Origin of the sequence: Rhizobium laguerreae (assembly GCF_019778565.1) — a bacterium.
GTDB classification, from domain to species: Bacteria; Pseudomonadota; Alphaproteobacteria; order Rhizobiales; family Rhizobiaceae; genus Rhizobium; species Rhizobium laguerreae.
Window position 1 is genome coordinate 423,308 of record NZ_JAAXQT010000002.1, and the last position, 20,070, is coordinate 443,377.

14 protein-coding genes, 1 tRNA gene and 3 pseudogenes are annotated in these 20,070 nt (G+C 58.8%); 13 read left to right on the forward strand and 5 right to left on the reverse strand.

The genetic code is table 11. The features are described 5' to 3' along the window. The coding region (locus tag HFO71_RS08925) for a calcium-binding protein (RefSeq protein ID WP_221987884.1) at positions 1–1,505 on the forward strand (1,505 nt) is incomplete at its 5' end. 79 nt (positions 1,506–1,584) lie between these two features. Here the strand turns inward: HFO71_RS08925 and HFO71_RS08930 are convergent. Continuing rightward, positions 1,585–2,205: a class I SAM-dependent methyltransferase gene (locus HFO71_RS08930; RefSeq protein WP_245006891.1), complete on the reverse strand. Its 621-nt coding sequence runs from the start codon at positions 2,203–2,205 to the stop codon at positions 1,585–1,587. Positions 2,206–2,343: 138 nt separating this feature from the next. Here HFO71_RS08930 and HFO71_RS08935 point away from each other — a divergent pair, with 138 nt between their 5' ends. Further along, a complete protein-coding gene (locus tag HFO71_RS08935; protein WP_245006892.1) occupies positions 2,344–2,838 on the forward strand; it encodes a hypothetical protein in 495 nt (164 codons plus the stop codon). A 222-nt stretch (positions 2,839–3,060) separates the two neighbouring features. Here HFO71_RS08935 and HFO71_RS08940 read toward each other — a convergent pair whose 3' ends face one another. Next, positions 3,061–5,085: an acyltransferase family protein gene (locus HFO71_RS08940; RefSeq protein ID WP_221987885.1), complete on the reverse strand. Its 2,025-nt coding sequence runs from the start codon at positions 5,083–5,085 to the stop codon at positions 3,061–3,063. 253 nt (positions 5,086–5,338) lie between these two features. On the opposite strand from HFO71_RS08940, the pseudogene HFO71_RS36405 reads away from it, so the two are divergent. From HFO71_RS36405 to HFO71_RS08965, 5 genes and pseudogenes are all read left to right on the forward strand, one after another. Further along, a pseudogene (locus HFO71_RS36405) lies at positions 5,339–5,832 on the forward strand (IS5 family transposase); the annotation flags it as partial. Between the two features lie 194 nt (positions 5,833–6,026). Then, positions 6,027–7,088: a GDP-mannose 4,6-dehydratase gene (gmd, locus tag HFO71_RS08950; protein ID WP_221987887.1), complete on the forward strand. Its 1,062-nt coding sequence runs from the start codon at positions 6,027–6,029 to the stop codon at positions 7,086–7,088. Then, positions 7,089–8,039, forward strand: coding sequence for a GDP-L-fucose synthase (gene fcl / locus HFO71_RS08955; protein WP_338150479.1), 951 nt, complete (start codon positions 7,089–7,091; stop codon positions 8,037–8,039). 273 nt (positions 8,040–8,312) lie between these two features. Further along, positions 8,313–8,642, forward strand: a pseudogene (locus HFO71_RS36410) (SAM-dependent methyltransferase); the annotation flags it as partial. A gap of 740 nt (positions 8,643–9,382) precedes the next feature. Further along, positions 9,383–10,141: a membrane-anchored protein gene (locus tag HFO71_RS08965; protein ID WP_221987888.1), complete on the forward strand. Its 759-nt coding sequence runs from the start codon at positions 9,383–9,385 to the stop codon at positions 10,139–10,141. Between the two features lie 498 nt (positions 10,142–10,639). Here HFO71_RS08965 and HFO71_RS35765 read toward each other — a convergent pair. Together HFO71_RS35765 and HFO71_RS08975 are read right to left on the reverse strand one after the other, a co-directional pair. Then, positions 10,640–10,813 (reverse strand): annotated as a pseudogene (locus HFO71_RS35765) (pilus assembly protein CpaA); the annotation flags it as partial. 119 nt (positions 10,814–10,932) lie between these two features. Beyond that, positions 10,933–11,006: transfer RNA gene (locus tag HFO71_RS08975), tRNA-Gln, on the reverse strand. 241 nt (positions 11,007–11,247) lie between these two features. On the opposite strand from HFO71_RS08975, the gene HFO71_RS08980 reads away from it, so the two are divergent. The 4 genes from HFO71_RS08980 (at position 11,248) to HFO71_RS08995 (ending at position 15,642) form a co-directional block, all read left to right on the forward strand. After that, on the forward strand, positions 11,248–12,816 hold the full coding sequence (locus tag HFO71_RS08980) for a Ppx/GppA phosphatase family protein (protein ID WP_221987889.1): 1,569 nt from the start codon (positions 11,248–11,250) through the stop codon (positions 12,814–12,816). 14 nt (positions 12,817–12,830) lie between these two features. Next, positions 12,831–13,538: an RlmE family RNA methyltransferase gene (locus HFO71_RS08985; protein ID WP_221987891.1), complete on the forward strand. Its 708-nt coding sequence runs from the start codon at positions 12,831–12,833 to the stop codon at positions 13,536–13,538. Between the two features lie 316 nt (positions 13,539–13,854). After that, entirely contained in the window at positions 13,855–15,129 is a 1,275-nt protein-coding gene (locus HFO71_RS08990; RefSeq protein ID WP_221987893.1) for an O-antigen ligase family protein, read from the forward strand. 129 nt (positions 15,130–15,258) lie between these two features. Next, positions 15,259–15,642, forward strand: coding sequence for a VOC family protein (locus HFO71_RS08995; protein WP_221987895.1), 384 nt, complete (start codon positions 15,259–15,261; stop codon positions 15,640–15,642). Between the two features lie 7 nt (positions 15,643–15,649). On the opposite strand, the gene HFO71_RS09000 is transcribed toward HFO71_RS08995, so the two are convergent. Then, complete coding sequence (locus tag HFO71_RS09000; protein ID WP_221987896.1) at positions 15,650–17,074, reverse strand: DHA2 family efflux MFS transporter permease subunit; 1,425 nt, start codon at positions 17,072–17,074, stop codon at positions 15,650–15,652. 237 nt (positions 17,075–17,311) lie between these two features. Here HFO71_RS09000 and HFO71_RS09005 point away from each other — a divergent pair, with 237 nt between their 5' ends. Both HFO71_RS09005 and guaB read left to right on the forward strand, forming a co-directional pair. Next, positions 17,312–18,304 (forward strand): MBL fold metallo-hydrolase, encoded by a 993-nt coding sequence (locus HFO71_RS09005; protein WP_221987898.1) that lies wholly within the window; start codon positions 17,312–17,314, stop codon positions 18,302–18,304. Between the two features lie 279 nt (positions 18,305–18,583). Then, the gene (gene guaB, locus HFO71_RS09010; RefSeq protein ID WP_221987899.1) at positions 18,584–20,068 is read left to right on the forward strand and encodes an IMP dehydrogenase; all 1,485 of its coding nucleotides are present in this window, start codon (positions 18,584–18,586) and stop codon (positions 20,066–20,068) included. Positions 20,069–20,070 lie beyond the last annotated feature (2 nt).

Here is a 20,070-nt window from a genome sequence, read left to right on the forward strand (position 1 = left end):
TCACCGAAAACCTCAATGAGGGGACGGATACGGTTCGGACGACGTTGTTAAGCTACGCGCTCGCCTTCGGCTCCAATCTCGAAAACCTGACCTATGTCGGCGGGGGGGGCTTTACAGGCACCGGAAACGAACTCGCCAACACGATCACAGGCGGTGTCGGCAATGATAGGCTATCAGGCTTCGACGGCAACGATTGGCTGGATGGCGCGGCGGGCGCAGATACCTTGATCGGCGGCGGCGGCAACGACACCTATTCCGTTGACAATATCGGTGAGGTCGTCATCGAAGACGCCAATGGGGGGACCGACACGGTTCGGACGGCGCTGGCAAGCTTCACGCTTGCCTCCAATGTCGAAACCTTGACCTATATCGGCACGGGAGCTTTCACCGGCACCGGCAATGCCATCGCCAACACGATCATCGGCGGTGCCGGCAACGATTCGCTGAACGGTGCTACGGGCGCCGATACCTTGATCGGCGGCACCGGCAACGATACCTATTCTGTCGACAATGTCGCCGATGCCGTCACCGAAAATGCCGATGAGGGAACCGATACGGTTCGGACATCGCAGCTTGCAAGCTATACGCTTGCCGCCAATGTCGAAAACTTGGCTTATACCGGGGCGGGATCCTTCACCGGCACCGGTAACGGTCTCGACAACACGATCACGGGGGGCGCTACCGCCGATACCCTCTCAGGCGGGGCCGGCAACGATTGGCTGAACGGCGCGGCGGGCGCCGACACCTTGATCGGCGGCACTGGCAACGACACCTATTCCGTCGACAGTGTCGCCGATGCCGTCACCGAAAATGCCAATGAGGGAACTGACACCGTTCGAACGTCGCAACTGGCAAGCTATACGCTTGCCGACAATGTCGAAATCCTGACCTACACCGGGACGGGAGCCTTCGTTGGTATAGGAAATGGGCTCGGCAATACCATCACCGGCGGTATCGGCAATGATAGATTGGACGGCGCAGCAGGCGCCGACACGTTGATCGGCGGGTTTGGCAACGACACTTATTACATCGACAATGTCGCGGACGTCATTAGCGAAAACGCAGATGAAGGGGCCGACGCAGTTAGCACGTCGTTGTCAAGCTATACGCTTGCCGCCAATGTCGAAAACCTTACCTATACCGGCCTGGATCCATTCACCGGCACCGGCAATGCGCTGGACAATCGTATCATGGGCGGGATGGCCAGCCGCAACACACTAATGGGCGGCGCCGGCAATGATATCCTCATTGGTGGTATGCTGGACGACGTCTTCGTCTATTCGCCGGATTGGGGCCACGACACGATCACAAATTTCAAAGCAAGCGGGACCGCACATGACGTTATCAGGATCGATGACAGCGTCTTCTCAGATTGGGCATCGCTCCTTGCCGCATCGAGCCAGTCCGGCAATGACACGATCATCACCGGCGATGCCGACAACACCATAATACTTCAGAATGTCATGGTGTCGGATCTTCAGTCGGAAGGCTTCCTATTTGCGTGATCTTCGCCCACTCTCCCGCGCCGAAAAACTGCCGGGGAGAGTGGGCGTACCTGTCGGCGGTCCGCATTCCCCTGTTGAATCAGACCGAGAAAAGGAGCTTCCCGTCTTTGCGTGCATCCACCTCGCAAAGCCAGATTACCGTCTGACCGTTTGCAGTGGTCCGATCTTCGACGATGGAGAAGCCCGCTTTTATCAACTCAGAAGAAAATTCACCCTTAGACAACACGGTTGTCCAGTTCAACTTCGCCATCTCTTCTACGGTCATCCCCACTCGATTTGAGACATGGCTGACGACCAAGTAGCGGCAGTGATCCCGAAGATAGCGCAGCACAGGTTGTAAATCGGAAATATATTCAAGCACTCCCAGAAGAGAGATAACGTCATATCGATCCTCCAGCTTGTCCTTGCGCAGGTCAAAAGGCGTTACATCCTTCCTCTGTGGGTGCAGATCAAATCCACGATAAACAAGCCCGACTCTCCTGGAGGCGACTAAAGGGGCTAATTTTCCGTCGCCGCATCCAATGTCTGCCAACGTAAGCTGAGGGGCCCCAGTCAGCGCTGCCGCTTTCGCTATTAGTTCGGCGGAAATGTTCGCCCGATCCATCCAGGAATTGGCAGTTTGGCCGCCGCAGTTGAAAGTGTCTGCGCCTCGAGGCAGGGTTGCCGGCCTGCGAATCGATCGAATGAGCCTTTTGAACAAGTTTCAACTTTCTTGTAGATCACCACGGGCGCCAGGCTTCTGGTATGAATACTTCGTGACCTGCGCCCTCCGCCGCTAACACGCAGGGGCGGGTAAATCAATCTTAGTTCCACCCTGGCGTCAAACTCAAGGAAACAGATGAGTAAGCTCGGCATTGCATTAACTTCTCTCAACGGCCTGTTCTTCGCGGGCTCCCTTGGTCTCTCGCCTATAGCTCCTCCCGTGTTCGCCCAATTCCTCGCGACATCATTCAATTTCAACCAAAGGAACGATGTTTCTTTCGCTTCGGTCGCCGTCGTTCGCCCGAACGATCCGGGCAAGAACATGGCTTTGGACATCGTGCCGGGGGAGGGCGCTATCCCAGACACAGATAGCGGCTACGCTTGGCAGGACATATGCAACATTGATCCGATCACCCACCCTGGCTCGCCCATCTTTTGCGCCCGAACAGGTATCAAGGACGGCTGGGCCGAATTTGGGTCGAAGAACTACAACGGGGCCGGCGTGCGCAATGTCCGGATCATCATAGGGAATACGGTCGGCGCTGAACTGTCGATCGATCAAAGCAACAATGATCCCGTTCTCACCATCCGGGGTCGAGTCAAGGCGCGGGGCTACGATGTCATACCCTGACACGACTACTAGCCTTCGAAGGGAGACAGGCATTTGTCACGGACCACCGCAGTGATCAGCGATTTCCGCGAGATCTACGTCCGCGCAACGGCTGAGAACGTATTTGCAGCCAAGTCCCGACTTAAAGCTGGAATTTGGAACCCCAGCCAAGGCCACTTCGCACTTCTCCGTATGACCTGCTCGGATCCATTTTGTCGAAGTGCTTGTAGGAAAGGACCGCAGTCAGCGGCCCCTAAAATACCCTTCCCTTTGCGCCTGCTTCACAAATAGATCGATAGCGATTGCGCTTCCGTATTGCGAATAGTGCACCTTGTCTCGCAGCATCGGCAATCCATCCTGGGTCTTGAGGCTGCAAGTCCCGTTTTTACAGAACGCGGGGTTAGGATCGAAAAAAGTCACGTTCGGATGCTTAGCGAGAACATCTCTCAGCACCAGAGACAATTCGTGCTGCTGCTCCTGAACTTCGGTCTCAGTCATTTGGCAGTTCTTCACCGGCTGTCTGAATGGCCGGGCAAAGCAATACTTGGGCTCATAATCGATCTCAGGCTTGGGGCCGAAAAGAAATACCTTGATTCCCCTGGATTCAAGGAATGTAATTCGCTTGTCGAGACCGTCCCGGTAGCGCGGCGCCCACGCGGCGTCGTTTATGGGTACTTTCGTGAAGTAATCGATCAGGCGGCCAGAACTGTCAAATCGAGGCCACTTCGTTTCCAGGATCGCATATCGCAGCCCTGGCGTCTCTGAGATGATCCTGTCCTGCGTCTCGCACTGCGTCTTGATCTCAAGATCTCCGGCTGACGCGCTTGGATCGCATGAGCCATACGATAACACTACCTCATCTTGCGTGGCAGGATTGACGACAAGGCCTGCCACAAGCGCGTTCGCGTAGCTGTCCCCGAGAAGGATCAGCGTGGGGGAGCCTTCGCGTGTCTGCGTGCAGAAGTATCGAAAATTCGTTGGATATTTGGCTTTGCATATGTCGTTGCTGGTGTATTTCCAGGTCGTGCCTTCTAGCTGCTCGTGGATCTTGGCTTCCAAAGCGACACCCTCCCGCATGGGGGCGCCGTTATAAAGATGAATCGAATAGCCAGCCATGCCGACAATACAGACGATGTAGGTTAGCGTCATCGTCACTGCGCGGGATTTCCATTTGTGGCGAATATTCGTTTCGATGAGCAGATAGGTGGCCGTCGCCAGTGGGAACGCAACCAAAATAGCCGATAACCGAATTTCAAGACTTGGTGTGTCGCCCTCGATGATACGAGCGAATGCCAGCAGCGGCCAATGCCAAAGATATAAGGGAAAGCTGATCCGGCCCACCCATACCATTGGGCGATTCGAGAGGAGCTTCCAGTTGACCCAGTTGCCGGCGGCGGAAAGGATGAGAAGGGCCGTTCCAACGCTTGGGAAGAGTGCGCGCCAACCGGGGAAAGCACTCGATGGGGAAAGGCGCGCAAGTGCCACACCGATCAGGGCTGCGCCTGCTATACCCGTCAAGTTGGACGCACTCATCCGGTTTGCAGCCGCGCCGAAGAAAGAAGGATGCTTGCCGCGACCGTCAATCGATACCTGCGCGAGCGCTGCTCCAATCAGGAGTTCCCATATGCGCGTGAGGGGCGAGTAGAAGGTCGCGACCGGGTGGGCATGGACGCTTACCATGTTGGCTATGAACGACAGCGCCGCGACGAGCAGAATGATCGGGAGCTTCGGAAGGCGAAATCTGAGCGCCGCCCAGAGGATTGCCGGCCAGACAAAGTAGAATTGCTCCTCGATCCCGAGTGACCACAGGTGAAGCAGCGGTTTCGTTTCCGCCGCGCTGTCGAAATAGCCGCTCTCCTGCCACAGGACGAGATTTGACACGAAGCCCGCTCCGCCGGCGATATGCTTTCCAAGTTCCTTATATTCCTCGGGGAGAAGAGCAAACCATCCAAAAGCCGCGGTCGCCGCCAGCACGATCGCCAGGGCAGGAAAAATACGCCGGGCGCGCCTACCATAGAAATCAAGAAGGTTGAAACGTCCGCGGTTCAGGGCTTCCAGGAGGATCGTCGAGATCAGAAAGCCGGAGATCACGAAGAAAATATCGACGCCGATGAAGCCACCCGGCAGCACGGTTGGAAACGCATGGAATATGACGACCGATAGAACTGCAACCGAGCGCAGGCCGTCTACGTCCGGGCGATATCCTATTCCGTGAACGCCGCGTTCGATCTGAAACGCGTTTACCGGCCGACCTGCGGATATATTCATCTTGTCTACACCTCGTACCTGCGGCTATCACGCGGAGGCCAGCAAATCAATCGGGTCATTATTTTACTAAGGTATCTGGCTTAGGCATGAGACCGCGCCTGTGCAGAACTAGGCTGTGAACTCGTACAAATTGAGCGAGTGTCGCGGTAGGCTTCATGGAGTCCCTCTGGATTGCCTCACAGAGATAGCGCTCCGGATCATTTACGAAACGAGCAGCGTCGGATTGGAAGCTTGCCCGAACCACAGATTCACTGTGCGGCCGGATAATGGCGCCGCCGCGCGCGTGATTAAGCCACTGTTGCCTGATAAACATCGAAGGATGCCGCGTGTCGATCATCGACGTGTATTAAGCGGACTTTTATGGGTGTTGCGATCGGGTGCTCCTTGGCGCCACGTGTCGAGCGTTATGGACCCTACACCGCCTGCTAAAATCGGCTCCGACGCAGGATGAAAGCCGGGATTTGGGGCATCTTGACGGACGCGGTTACCGGCATCAAGTGGTAGCACTATCATGATCGACGACACTTCGGTTCGCGTACATCATTCAGCGGCAGCTTTGAAGGCTGATCATCCAGACCGCTGCGTTGGATAGTAGGGGCGGTCTGACGAAAATCCATGTCGTCAGCGACAGTGTGGGGCTGCCTATTAACGTCGCTATGATGCCGGGTCACTCACACGAGCAACCGCAGCTAGCGCACTGCTTAATACATTCGTCCTGGGGCAATGTTGCTGGCTGACAGGGCGTATAAACCACGTGAGGCACACGCTTCGACCGTAGGTCGGACACGATTTTGTTGACATCGGCAGATTGTGTGATTGGATCACTGGCGACGTAGAGGTTTTGACCGGTGTCTGCTTGAGCCCACGCGGTCAGAACTCTTTCGGGAAGTTAATACGAGGTGTTAATTCACATAAAATTGCATCGAAAGACAACGTGAAAAATGACGAAAACGGCGCTTATTACCGGGGTGACTGGTCAGGACGGTGCCTATCTGGCCGAATTGCTTCTGAGCAAAGGCTACACAGTGCATGGCATCAAGCGGCGATCGTCGTCTTTCAACACCGGCCGCATCGAGCACATCTATCAGGATCCACATGAAGCCCATGCGCGCTTCATCCTCCACTATGGCGATATGATCGACTCGACCAATCTGCTGCGGATCGTGCAGCAGACACAGCCTGACGAGATCTACAACCTTGCCGCACAAAGCCATGTCGGCGTCAGTTTCGAAATGCCGGAATATACAGCCGATGCGGATGGTATCGGGACGTTGAGGTTGCTTGAGGCTATCCGCATCCTGGGGCTCGAGAAAAAAAGCCGGTTCTATCAGGCGTCGACATCGGAACTCTACGGTCTTGTGCAGCAAGTACCGCAGAACGAGAAGACGCCATTTTATCCGCGCTCTCCCTATGCCGCAGCCAAGCTCTATGCCTATTGGATCGTCGTGAATTATCGCGAGGCTTATGGCATGCACGCATCGAACGGCATTCTGTTCAACCATGAAAGCCCTCTTCGTGGCGAGACCTTCGTCACGCGCAAGATCACGATGGCCGTGGCTGCCATCAGCCTCGGCCTTCAGGATAAGCTCTTCCTCGGCAACCTCGATGCCAAGCGTGACTGGGGCCACGCGCGCGAATATGTCGAGGGCATGTGGCTGATGCTGCAGCAGGACAAGCCGGATGACTACGTCCTGGCGACGGGTGAGACGACCAGTGTCCGCCAGTTTGTGGAGTGGGCCTTTGCCGACGTCGGCATCATCTTGGAATGGAGGGGGGGCGGCGTTCACGAAAAGGGCTATGATGCCGCGTCCGCCGCTTGCCTTGTGGAAATCGATCCTCGCTATTTTCGCCCGACGGAAGTCGACCTTTTGCTTGGCGATCCGACCAAGGCACGTCAGAAACTGGGCTGGCACCACAAGACCCCGGTTCGCGAACTCGCCGCCGAAATGGTGCGTGAAGATATCAAGCACTGGAAAGCCATGAACAGCAGGAAAGAGATCTGAGTGTACGACCTGTCCAACAAGAAAATCTGGGTTGCCGGTCATCGGGGTATGGTCGGCAGCGCTCTTGTGCGCAGGCTTCAATCCGAAGAGTGCAATGTCATCACGGCCACGCGCCGCGAGGTCGATCTAAAGCGCCAGGACGAGGTTGAGAAATTTGTTGAAGCAACGCGACCTGACGCAATCATTCTTGCCGCCGCCAAGGTTGGCGGTATCCTTGCGAATGACAGCTATCCCGCAGAATTTGTCTATGACAATTTGATTATTGAAGCGAACATCTTCGAAGCCGCCCACCGCGCGGGAGTGGACCGGCTTCTATTCCTGGGTTCAAGCTGTATTTATCCCAAGCTCGCGCCACAGCCGATCTCCGAAGAGGCTTTGCTGACCGGTCCGCTCGAGCCGACCAACGAATGGTACGCGATCGCCAAGATCGCCGGCATCAAGCTCGCCGAGGCCTATCGCAAGCAATACGGCCGGGATTACATTTCGGCCATGCCGACGAATTTATACGGCCCTGGCGATAATTTCGACTTGAATTCCAGCCATGTGCTGCCCGCGCTCATCCGCAAGGCGCATGCTGCGAAACTGCGCAAGGAACCGCAAATGGTCGTATGGGGCACAGGAACCCCGCGCCGCGAGTTTCTTCACGTCGACGACTGCGCCGACGCCCTGGTTTTTCTGCTCAAGACCTATTCGGGCTCGCAGCACGTCAATGTCGGCTCGGGCACGGATCTCGAAATTATCGAGTTGACGCGTCTGGTCTGCCGCGTCGTCGGTTACGAGGGTGAGATCGTCCATGATCTTTCCAAGCCGGACGGCACGCCGCGAAAGCTGATGGCCAACAAGAAGCTGCAGGACATGGGCTGGCAACCGAGCATCTCGCTCGAGGACGGCATCAGAGCCACTTATGCCTGGTTCCTGGAATTCGAAAATGGTGCCGATCCAGCGGTCTGATGCCAGGCTGGTGAAATTCGGCATTTGCAAATTCCGTATCGATCTTCGCAGCATGGAGGCTCGCCAGCCTTCATTGCATCGTTGTGTCCAGGCTATCCTGTGAATGGCGCAAACGGCATGTCAGCCGGGCGAAGAATGTGGCCAAGGCCCTGTCCGCCTTGGCGTAGCAGGCGGCGATGCGCCGCAACTGCTCCAGCCGGTTAACATTCGCTTCATTCGTTCCTGTTCCTGTCAGTTCAAACATCATCGCGTGGCGGCCGGCGGCCGCGGGACAGCTCTGCCATTGCGGCGGGGGAACCCGATAGGGCGGAGCGTGGGGTGCGCATCCTCTGCGATTACCTTGTGATCCATGGCTTCCTGACCAAGGAGGGCGGACAGTACCGAATGACACCGTCGACCAGAATTTTCCTCGATCGCAATTCGCCGGTCTATATGGGCCTCTGGTATCGAGTTCGTCGCCGCACCGTGCGAAACGGCGGTTCGGCCGGGCTGGCAAACCTGTCGGCGGACAACCCCGTCTGATTGAAGTTCGCGCGCGGCATGGGCTCCTTCACCGGGCTCAGCGCCAAACTGCTGCCTCGCCGGGTTGCGTCGGCGGGGCAAGCAGCGGATCTCGTCGGGCGAACGGGCCGACTGGCTGCGCCAACGCTGCCGATCCGGACGTTCACGACGCGGGGCCTGTGGCGGAAGTGGCCGAACACGGCATCAAGACCGAGCGACGCGCCGTTTGGGTGTTCTCCGGGCGGGGGATCTGAGCTTCAATGCAGTTCTGCCGGCCGAGCAGACTTGGGTGGACATCGCCAGGAAACTGTTGCGCTGAAGACCCATCAACAGCGGATCGAAGCGCGGCGGCTGGTCTTTCTCGATGACGCCTGGATCAAGACGAACATGGCGCCCGGGTGGGGCCTGGGGCCGACGCCTATGTGCGGCGGTCCCGCCCGAGCATTGGAAAATCCTGACCTTCATTGCAGCCCTACGCTGCGGCTAATCGATGCCCCTTGGTTCATCGATGCTCCTACGGTGAGCCCTTTACCCTCTATTTCGAGAGGATCCTCGTCCCAAGCATGCCAAGGGAGATATTGTCATCCTGGACAATCGCGGCAGCCATAAGGGCCAAGCCGTCCATCGTGTCGTCCGGGGCTGCAGGCGCGCACCTAAACAAGCCACAACTTTGTGGTCCTCGAAGCCTTAAAATTCGAGCTGCGTGGGCATGCAGTATGGTTGCATCGGCCCCAGCCTTGCAATCTGATGACCCTTTGGTACAAAAGCATCTCAGATTCTTGGGCCGTTTCACCCCTTGTTTTGAGATTTCAGGCTACGAATGAGCTGGAGTGATGCTTCGAATGCCAAAATTGCTCGCGCAGATGCATAAAATCATCTACCGGCGCATTAGATATACCCTGACTAGGCCAAAGCCTCCGAAAACCAGTGTACCACTTGCCGGTCCTGTCGTGGTCGTTGGATCGGCACCCGTTTCCCACAAGCCCGTCGGCTTCGATGAGACATATCGCATCATTTCGGTGAACGCCTCGCAAATAGCTGTCCATGCCTGGGGCATCGATGCGCCCGACATCACCCTGATGGGCTTCAACGAGCTCCAGGGCGGCAATACGGCAGCAGTGGAGACAAGGCGCGTTCTCACCGGGCACCGCACCGGCGCTCTCTACGTTCTAACCTGGCGGCGGGGTCAAAAACGCCAGGCGCGCGTGAAAAACAATCTGAACTCGTTCAGCTATTGCTACCGGGATCTCCATCTCGTGGGCCGCTATCAGCGCATCGCGTTGATGCACAAAGCCAGCGGACTGGTGAACCTTGAGCTCGATGCCGAAACCAAGTGCTCGAACGGAATGATCGCGGTGTTGTTTGCATTATACAACGATGCCAGCGCGGTCATCATAACCGGCATCAATCCTCATTCGAACGGCCACATATACAATGGCGCCAATCTGACCCGCAAACATACTCGTTTCGACCGGGAAATCCTGATAAGGCTGCTCAGGCAAGGCTATCCCATCTACACAGCCGATCCGCAGGTCTCGGAAGAAGTCGGCCTGCCGCTCTGGCAGGGTGACAAAGAACCGAAGTCCAAGGCGGCGCAATAAGCAACCGACAATTCACAACAGCGATCTTCCCCGGCTTGTCAATCGAGATGACCGGTTCAGTTGCAAGCTGCCAGAGAACACAACGCCATGACCTCTTTAGAGCACACTTCGATTTTTAAAGGATGGCCGGCAGAGATGACGCAACCATATTCTGAAGATCTTCGCGAACGGGGATGGCGCGCTTGAATGCCGGAGAAACGATACGATCGATCGCAGCCGCACTTGCGATCGCTCCCTCCTGTGTTTCGAAGTGGAGGAAGCGGCTTGCCGAGACCGGCGCTCTGACGCGGGGTCGCGTCGGCGGGCGCAAGCAGCGGCCCTGTCCGGCGAACGGGCCGACTGGCTGCGCCAACGCTGCCGATCCAGCCCGTTCACGACGCGGGGCCTTGTGGCGGAACTGGCCGAACGCGGCATCAAAACCGAGCGACGCGCCGTTTGGGTGTTCGTGCGGGCCGAGGGTCTGGGTTTCAAAAAAAGGGTTCTGCCGACCGAGCAGATGGCGAAGGGCAGCATGCCGTTCCAGCCGATGAAAAGACCGATCGGCAGGAAAAGTTTGGCATCGCCGGCGCCGAAGAGGCCGAAGGCTCAGAGGCCGATTCCAAGGGCGAAGGGCAGGAGGCCACCCCCGACGTCGCCCCCAATCCCAGTGGAGCAAAAGAGCGCCGCCCCGGTTTCAAAAACCGTGAGCATCACCTGTGGGCTTCATTTCTGGACATCAGGGTGCCGATGATGCCAAAAACGATATCCGGCCCGACTGGAAAATCAAGGAAATATGGGGTTTTGCTGAGAATTGGCTGGGGAACCTGGATTCGAACCAAGATTAACGGAGTCAGAGTCCGTCGTTCTACCATTGAACTATTCCCCAGCATAAGCGAACCGGCGCGCGGTCGGCTGGTGTGCGGCGCTTATAACCAAAAGCCGGGGGATTGCAAATAGCTGTTTTAAAAAAAATCGGCGCTGCCGCGGAGAGGTGAACCGCTGCAAATCCCCTATCCAAAAAAGAATTTGGCGATTTCGGCGGGCGCTGATATTCTTGCCGCAACGCAAAAATCGAATGAGCGCCTGCTGCATATCTCAAGACTTGCGCGGCGCGATGGAAAAACAACGTGGAAGACCCCGAAGGCGGCGCAAAGCCGCAATTTGACGGGGCGTCGGCGGCAGGGCGCAAGGACGGCAAGAAGTCCAGGCGCCGCAAGGGCAAGCGTGGCGGGCAATCCCGCAACGCGGCTCATCCCGCTTCGCATGAGCCTTCCGGCGGTGTCGGACAGCCTGCGCGCCCGATGGAAGATGCAGCCGGGAATCCGGCCCGCAAGCGCAAGCGTCGCCGTCGTGGCGGCCACGGTGCTGTGCAGGACGGTTCACCTCTCCCCCAGGCAATGGAACAGACGGCAGCGGCAGGCAATGCTGTCCGCTCCGATAGCGATTCAGCGCCGAGCCGTCGCAACCGCCGCAAACACCGCGGCAAGCGCGGTCTGCAGGGCCGGCCGCTGACACCGGCAAAACCATCAGGTGCCCAGCAGCAGGAAAGCCGCGCAGAAGAAACGGTGCTCAGGGCCGAACTGCGTGAAACGCTGAATGGCGCGAGCGCCAACCGCAGGGGCCGCCAGGAAAGCCATTCCCACTCCGGGCATCAGGGGGATCGTCCGGCCGGCGAGCAAGTGTGGCCGGTGGAGCTCTACGCCGCCCTCGATCTCGGCACCAATAATTGCCGTCTCCTCATTGCCCAGCCCACTCGTCCGGGACAATTTCGCGTCGTCGATGCGTTTTCCCGCATCGTGCGCCTCGGCGAAGGTCTTGCGGCCAGCGGCCGTCTGTCCGACGAGGCGATGGAGCGGGCGATCGAAGCGTTGAGGATCTGCGCCTCCAAGCTCAGGAACCGGGAGATCCGCCGCATGCGGCTGATCGCCACCGAAGCCTGCCGCCAGGCCGTCAATGGCGAGGAATTCCTCAGCCGCGTCGTTGCCGAAACCGGCCTCGCGCTCGAAATCATCGATCGCGAAACCGAAGCGCGGCTAGCCGTCTCCGGCTGCTCCTCGCTGGTCGGTCGCGAGACGCGCTCCGTCGTGCTCTTCGATATCGGCGGCGGCTCGTCGGAGATCGCCGTCATCCGTATCGGCGACAATCGCTTCAGCCGCCTTGCCAATCACATCACCCACTGGACTTCGCTGCCGGTCGGCGTCGTGACGCTGTCGGAGCGCCATGGCGGGCATGACGTTACGCCGGAGGCCTTCGAAGGCATGGTGCGTGAAGTCGAAGGCATGCTTGGAAGCTTCGATTGCCCGGAGATCGAGGTCGCCCAGACCGGCGACTTCCACCTGATCGGCACATCGGGCACGGTGACGACGCTTGCCGGCGTGCATCTCGACCTGCCGCGTTATGACCGGCGCAAGGTCGATGGCATCTGGCTGTCTGACGACGAGGTCTCCGCCATGCAGGCAAAGCTTCTCTCCTGGGATTTCGCAAGCCGTGCCGCCAATCCCTGCATCGGGCCTGACCGGGCCGATCTGGTGCTCGCCGGCTGCGCCATTCTCGAGGCGATCCGCCGCCGCTGGCCGAGCCCGCGCATGCGGGTTGCCGATCGCGGCTTGAGGGAAGGCTTGCTCACAGACATGATGGCCGATGACGGCGTGTGGCGGCGCAATCGCAACCGCCGCGGCCAGTGCGTGAGATCGTGAGATAAGGAATAGGCATGACCAAGGCACCGATCGCGGGAAACCGAACCGGCCGCAAGCTCGGCCAGCGCGTCAAGAACAAGAAGATGAAGGCCTCCTCCCGCCAATGGCTGGAGCGCCACATCAACGATCCCTATGTGCAGCGCGCCCAGCTTGAAGGCTATCGCGCCCGGGCCGCCTTCAAGCTGCTGGAGATCGACGAGAAACATCATATCCTGCGTGGCGCCAGGCGCATCATCGATCTCGGCGCTGCCCCCGGCAGCTGGTCGCAGATCGCCGCCAAGGTCACCGGCTCGACAGATGATGATATTCGGGTGGCTGCGATCGATTTCCTTGAAATGACCCAGCTGCCGGGGGTCAAGATCCTGCAGCTCGATTTCCTCGATCCCAGTGCGCCGGAAAAGCTGTTGGAGGCCGTCGGCGGCACACCTGATCTCGTCATCTCGGACATGGCGGCGCCCACCACCGGCCACCACCGCACCGACCATCTGCGCACCATGCATCTCTGCGAAGTCGCAGCACATTTCGCCGTCGAAGTGCTGGGGGAAGGCGGGCACTTCCTCACCAAGACTTTTCAGGGCGGTACCGAGCGTGATCTGCTCGCCATGCTGAAGCAGAACTTCCGTCAGGTCGTCCATGTTAAGCCCAACTCGTCGCGCGCCGAATCGGTCGAAATGTTCCTGCTGGCCAAGGGCTTCAAAGGGCGCAAGGCCGAAGCTGAATAGCAAGCTTGATCTTCGGGCCACTCTTGTCCGATGATGGCGAACCTAGTTAGATCCGGATGATCTCAAGTCGATCCAAGTCTTGTGGGACATAGGCCTGCCCTAGAGATCAAATCAGCCTGCACCTCAGCCGTGTTTTTCTGCCGATCAACTCCTTGCGTCGCATCGTTGACCATTGTTTAGAAAGGGCTATGGCGACTCGGAATGCTGTTGCCTGAATGCCGCATTGAATAAGGCCATGGATTTCGCCCTTATCCCGGCTTGACAGCCGACATCACGATCCGTAGCGAGGCAGCACCGATACGATCAGGCCGGTAAAATGAAATATTTCAAACAACTCATGATAGAAGTGCTTTATCCTGGGAATGGGGCTGCAAGTGCACACGACCGAAACAACGGCATTGCGGTCTTTCTCTTTGCAATCGTTCCAGGGCTTTCGCCGAACTTTAACTCCTTCATCCTCCTCGCGTCGATGCTGTGGGGCGCCTACTCCCTGGCGACAGGTCGCCTTGCCTTGAACCTGTCGAAATCCGACCGGCTGGTTGCCATCGGTATGTCGATCTACCCGTTGGTGATGATCGCGAGCATCTTCATCAATCCACCTTACTCCGAAGAATTGCAGTGGATACTCCGGCTCCTGCCGTTCTTTTCGATCTGGCTGGTATTGCCGCGGATGCGCCAATCTCCCGATGGCCGTCTCGTGCCGCTCTTCATCCTCGGCGCAGGGATCGGCATGATCGTTACTTTTCTGCTCAGTCTCCTGCAGATCGCGTTTCTTATGGACCGGGCGGAGGGCGGGACTACGAACGCTGCCCTGCTCGGGATCATAGGCATTCTCTTCGGCGGCATTGCGCTCCTCAACCTTCAATCTCCCAAAAGCGTGGAGCAAAGAATTGGGATTTTGGGATATGCCGCCGGTCTCGGCTGCGTTCTGCTGTCGGGGACGCGCTCGGCCTGGCTGGTCATTCCCGTCCATGTCGTCATCTTTCTCTGGTTTTTTCGCAAACGCGGCTTCCATCTGAGCTTGCGCAGCCTCGCCATTACCGGCTCCTTGCTGTTTGTGGGCCTTGTTGCCTTAGGTAGCGGCCCGGTTTTTCATCGCATTCAGGAGCTTCAGGAAAATCTGACATCGCTCGAACGCACCGACGGTGAGATCACGTCGCTGAGTGCCCGGTTCGCTTTGTACAAAGGTGCACTATCGGCAATCAGTAAGGACCCGTTGACTGGTTACGGCCCGCAAAACCGGATGACTTCGGTTTTGGCAGAGTTGCCCGATAACATACGGCCGCAGCTGTCCTTCTCACATGTCCACAACGGTTTTCTGACCGCGGGAATCGATGCCGGTGTTTTCGGCATCGCGGCGCTTTCGCTGATGCTGCTCACCCCGGTGATCGGCGCGTGGAGAAAAGAAGCCGGGCCGGGCCGCGATCTGGCGATTGCGCTCGCTCTTCTGCTCTTTAGCAGCTACGTCATAACCGGCAGCTTTGGCATCATGTTTAACCAGAAGGCTCTGGATCCGATCTTCGCCTATATGGTCGCCCTGATCTGCACGGATCGAGGCAGCATACGCTTTGCGCCCGTTGTTTCGACCTGACGGTCTTGCACATGGGCGGCTGGCCAAGGGCTTCAAAGGGCGCAAGGCCGAAGCCTGAACAGCAAGCTTGATCTTTGGGCCGATCATGTCGGATGATAGCCGGCTTGAGGATAGTGGGCTGCTGATCCAATGCTTCTTTACGTCACGCTCGGAACCAACGACCTTTATCGCGCAGGGCATTTTTACGATGCCGTGCTGTCTCCCCTCGGCTATCGCCGCCAGCGCTCTTCCGAGGAGGAAATTGGCTATTCCGCCGAGGGCGATACGCGCTGCCGCTTTTGGGTGGTGACGCCGTTCAATCGCCGCCGGGCGACCTCAGGCAATGGCGCCATGGTCGCGCTGGCGGCCGAAACGCGGGCCGATGTCGATGCCTTCCATGCCGCGGCGATCGCGGCAGGCGCCGTGGATGAGGGCGAGCCCGGCCTGCGCTCCTACCACGCCCATTTCTATGCCGCCTATATCCGTGATCTCGACGGCAACAAGCTCTCTGCCGTCTGCGAAAGCCTGAACTAGCGGCTCCCTATTTCACCGCCTGCTGTTCGGCTTCAACCGTTGCCGCCTTTCTTGCCTTCGAGCGGTGGCCGGAAACGATTGCGCCGGCATTGCGGTCCATCCGGATGAAGGGAATGGTCGCAATCACTGTCAGTCCGGCAATGATGTAAAAGGCGAGGTGGAAATCGGCCACTTGCAGCGCTTCGCCGCGGAAGTAGATCGAGCTCTCCAGGATCGCGGCGGCGACCGCGACGCCGAGCGCCAGGCTGACCTGCTGCATCACCGAGCTCATCGATGTCGCCTGGCTGGCTTCCGCATCTTCGATATCGGCGAAGGCAAGAGCATTGACGCCGGTGAACATGAAGGAGCGGGAGAAGCCGCCGAGCAGCAGTACGCCGATGATGACGAGATGCGGCGTTGACGGCGTGAACAGGCCGGTGACGACAGTCACAAGGGTCGTTACCATGGCCGCGCCGAGAAGCGTCGTGCGGAAGCCGGCGGCTGCGAAGACGCGTTTCGCCATGAACTTGGTGGTGATTGCCCCGATGGCGCCGGCAAAGGTGATGAGGCCGGATTGGAACGGCGTCAGCCCGAAGCCGAGTTGGAGCATCAGCGGCGTCAGGAAGGGCATGGCGCCGACGCAAATGCGAAAGAGCATGCCGCCCAAGGTGGAGGCCCGGAAGGTCGGGTTCTTGAACAGATTGAGGTTGAGGATCGGCGCCGGATGCCGCTTGGCATGGCGCACGTAGAGGAAACCGCAGATGAGGCCGATCAAGGTGGCGGTGACGCCGATGATCGGGGGCAGGGCCGGCAGACTAACCACCGACAGGCCGAAGACGACGCCTGCAGCCGAAAGCGAGGTCAGCACGAAACCGGTGACATCGAGCCGCGGCGGCGCCGTCGCTTCCACCTCCGGCAGAAAAATCGTCGCAAGCCAGATGCCGATGATGCCGACCGGCACGTTGATCAGAAAAATCCAGTGCCAGCTGAAATAGGTGGTGATGAAGCCTCCGAGCGGCGGGCCGGTGAGCGGGCCGACAAGTGCGGGGATGGTGAGCAGCGCCATGGCCGAGACCAGGTCGCTGCGCTGCGTCGTGCGCACCAGCACGAGGCGGCCGACCGGCGTCATCATCGCGCCGCCTATGCCCTGCAGGAAGCGGGCAAACACGAATTCGACGAGGTTGGACGAAATTGCGCAGAAGATCGAGCCGATGACGAAGACCGAGATGGCAAGGCGGAAGATCTTCTTGGCGCCGAACCTGTCGGCCATCCAGCCGCTGACCGGGATGAACACCGCCAGCGCCACCATGTAGGAAGTCAGCGCCAGCTTCAGCGTGATCGGCCCGACATTGAGATCTGCCGCGATCGCCGGCAGCGCCGTCGCAATGACGGTCGAGTCCATCTGTTCCATGAAAAGAGCGACGGCAAGGATCAGCGGGACGATGCGATTCATAGGCGGGAGCCTTGAGGGGCGCGATGGGAGGTGGGAAGGCCCGTGCTGTTTAGTCCCAGTTTCGGGTTCTGCCAATCCCCCAATCCGGGTGCCAATTCCGGTCGATGACACGTTTGCTTCACGTCTGCGTGAGACGGCTTGCCCGCCAACGTCGTCTATCAAAATTGACATATGTTTACCCGGCTGGGTGCAAGAAATCCGACCGGCGGGCACCGCATGTCATGGGAGAATGGATATATGACAATTTCGACGCGAATGAAGCGGCGCACGCTTTTTGCCGCAGGCCTTGGCTTGGCTGCGGCTCCGGCAATTTTTAGAGATAAGGCCGAAGCGGCTGCGACTGGAGAAGCCAGAAATATGGATAGAACGCCTTTGCCCGAAATCGATCAATTCAAGCTCGGTTCCTATCAGTTCACCGTCGTCCGCGACGGCATCAACATCTCCGAAAAGCCCTATGAAACCTTCGGCACCAATCAGGATCCCGAAACGGTCAAGGCGTTGCTCTCCGCAAATTTCCTGCCGGCTGACAAGTTCCTGAACGGCTATACGCCAGCTCTCATCGATACCGGTTCGGATGTCATCCTCATCGATACCGGCTTCGGTGCGGCCGGCCGAGTACGCGGCGCCGGCCAGCTTGCCGAAGGCCTGAAGGCGGCGGGGTATTCGGCCGAGGATGTCACCATCGTGGCGCTCACCCACCTGCATGGCGATCATATCGGCGGCCTGATGGAAGACGGCGCGGCTGCCTTCAAGAATGCCCGCTATATCGTCGGCCAGGCGGAATATGATTTCTGGTCGGACAAGGCACGTGAGGGCACACCTGCCGAGGGCGGCCACAAGGCGGTGCTCGCCAATGTCGTGCCGCTCGCCGAGAAGGCCACATTTATTAAGGACGGTGATAGCGTCGCACCCGGCATAACGGCGATGCTGGCGGCCGGCCACTCACCGGGCCATATGGTGTTCCACGTCGAATCCGAGGGCAAGCGCCTTGTGCTCACAGGCGATACCGCCAACCATTATATCCTGTCGCTGCTGCGGCCGGATTGGGAGGTGCGCTTCGACATGGACAAGACGCAGGCAGCCGCCACCCGCCGCAAGCTTTTCGAGATGATCGCCACCGAAAAGATCGCCTTCCTTGGTTATCACATGCCATTCCCGGCAGTCGGCTTCGTCGAGAGGCAGGATGGCGGTTATCGCTTCGTACCGAAGACCTATCAGTTCGACATCTGATCCGAAGCGGTTCAGCCTTTCACGGAAGCGCTGAACCGCTATAACGTATTGTTTTTACAAAATTCTGGACAGAAAAACGCTTAGCGTTTTTCCCGAAATGCTCCTGGCGCATGGCACCCATGCCGAGCCGGGCGGGCATGCCGGGCTTTTTGCTATTTCCTTCCTGTCATAGACGTGTTACCAGCCCTCGCCAACTTCCAAGCAACCCATGCAGACCGCCGGGGCGGACGATTCGTTTCCGGACAGGGTCGCATTTTTATTAAATGAAGGAATTTGGCCATGGCACGCATCATTGAAACGGCAACCGGCGCCGACGCGCTTACCTTCGACGACGTGTTGCTGCAGCCGGGACATTCCGAGGTCATGCCCGGCCAGACGAATATCTCCACCCGCATCGCCCGGGATTTCGAACTCAACATCCCGATCATCTCATCCGCCATGGATACCGTCACCGAGAGCCGCCTGGCGATCGCCATGGCCCAGGCCGGCGGCCTCGGCGTCATTCATCGAAACCTGACGCCGATCGAACAGGCCGAGCAGGTCCGGCAAGTAAAGAAGTTTGAAAGCGGCATGGTCGTCAATCCGGTGACGATCGGCCCCGATGCGACGCTCGCCGATGCATTCGGGCTCATGAAATCCTACAGCATCTCCGGCATCCCTGTCGTGGAGAAGTCCGGCCGCCTCGTCGGCATCCTGACCAACCGCGACGTCCGCTTCGCTTCCGATCAGGAACAGAAGATCCATGAGCTGATGACCAAGGACAATCTGGTCACCGTCAAGGAAAACGTCGATCAGCAGGAGGCCAAGCGCCTGCTGCATTCGCATCGCATCGAGAAGCTGCTGGTGGTCGATACCGAAGGCCGCTGTGTCGGCCTCATCACCGTCAAGGACATCGAGAAGTCGCAGCTGAACCCGAACGCTTCCAAGGATGCGCAGGGCAGGCTTCGCGCTGCCGCCGCCATCAGCGTCGGTCACGACGGCTTCGAGCGCGCCGAGCGATTGATAGAGGCCGGCGTCGACCTTCTGGTCGTCGATACCGCCCACGGCCATTCGCAGCGCGTCCTCGATGCGGTTGCCCGCGTCAAGAAGCTTTCCAACTCGGTGCGCATCATGGCCGGCAATGTCGCCACCTATGACGGCACCAGGGCGCTGATCGATGCCGGCGCGGACGCCGTCAAGGTCGGCATCGGTCCGGGTTCGATCTGCACGACGCGCATCGTTGCCGGTGTCGGCGTTCCCCAGCTCGCAGCCATCATGTCGGCGGTTCAGGCCGCGAATGACCAGGACGTGCCTGTTATCGCCGATGGCGGCATCAAGTTCTCCGGCGATCTTGCCAAGGCGATCGCCGCAGGCGCTTCCGCCGTCATGATCGGCTCGTTGCTTGCTGGTACCGATGAGAGCCCGGGCGAGGTCTATCTCTACCAGGGACGCTCGTTCAAGGCCTATCGCGGCATGGGCTCCGTCGGCGCCATGGCCCGCGGCTCGGCCGACCGTTACTTCCAGGCCGAAGTGCGCGACACGCTGAAGCTCGTGCCTGAGGGCATCGAAGGTCAGGTGCCGTACAAGGGGCCGGTCTCGGGCGTCATCCACCAGCTCGCCGGCGGCCTCAAGGCGGCCATGGGTTATGTCGGCGGCAAGGACCTCAAGGATTTCCAGGAGCGGGCGACTTTCGTGCGCATCTCCGGTGCCGGTCTTCGCGAAAGCCACGCCCATGACGTGACGATCACCCGCGAGAGCCCGAACTATCCGGGCGCCGGCCTCTGATC

What these genes read in the sequence shown, in the direction of transcription:
- HFO71_RS08965 (WP_221987888.1), top strand. Translation starts at nt 9,383, where the DNA reads ATGCCAAAATTGCTCGCGCAGATGCATAAAATCATCTACCGGCGCATT.
- HFO71_RS09005 (WP_221987898.1), top strand. Translation starts at nt 17,312, where the DNA reads ATGACAATTTCGACGCGAATGAAGCGGCGCACGCTTTTTGCCGCAGGC.
- gmd (WP_221987887.1), top strand. Translation starts at nt 6,027, where the DNA reads ATGACGAAAACGGCGCTTATTACCGGGGTGACTGGTCAGGACGGTGCC.
- HFO71_RS08985 (WP_221987891.1), top strand. Translation starts at nt 12,831, where the DNA reads ATGACCAAGGCACCGATCGCGGGAAACCGAACCGGCCGCAAGCTCGGC.
- guaB (WP_221987899.1), top strand. Translation starts at nt 18,584, where the DNA reads ATGGCACGCATCATTGAAACGGCAACCGGCGCCGACGCGCTTACCTTC.
- HFO71_RS08990 (WP_221987893.1), top strand. Translation starts at nt 13,855, where the DNA reads ATGAAATATTTCAAACAACTCATGATAGAAGTGCTTTATCCTGGGAAT.
- HFO71_RS08995 (WP_221987895.1), top strand. Translation starts at nt 15,259, where the DNA reads ATGCTTCTTTACGTCACGCTCGGAACCAACGACCTTTATCGCGCAGGG.
- HFO71_RS09000 (WP_221987896.1), bottom strand. Translation starts at nt 17,074, where the DNA reads ATGAATCGCATCGTCCCGCTGATCCTTGCCGTCGCTCTTTTCATGGAA.
- HFO71_RS08935 (WP_245006892.1), top strand. Translation starts at nt 2,344, where the DNA reads ATGAGTAAGCTCGGCATTGCATTAACTTCTCTCAACGGCCTGTTCTTC.
- HFO71_RS08940 (WP_221987885.1), bottom strand. Translation starts at nt 5,085, where the DNA reads ATGAATATATCCGCAGGTCGGCCGGTAAACGCGTTTCAGATCGAACGC.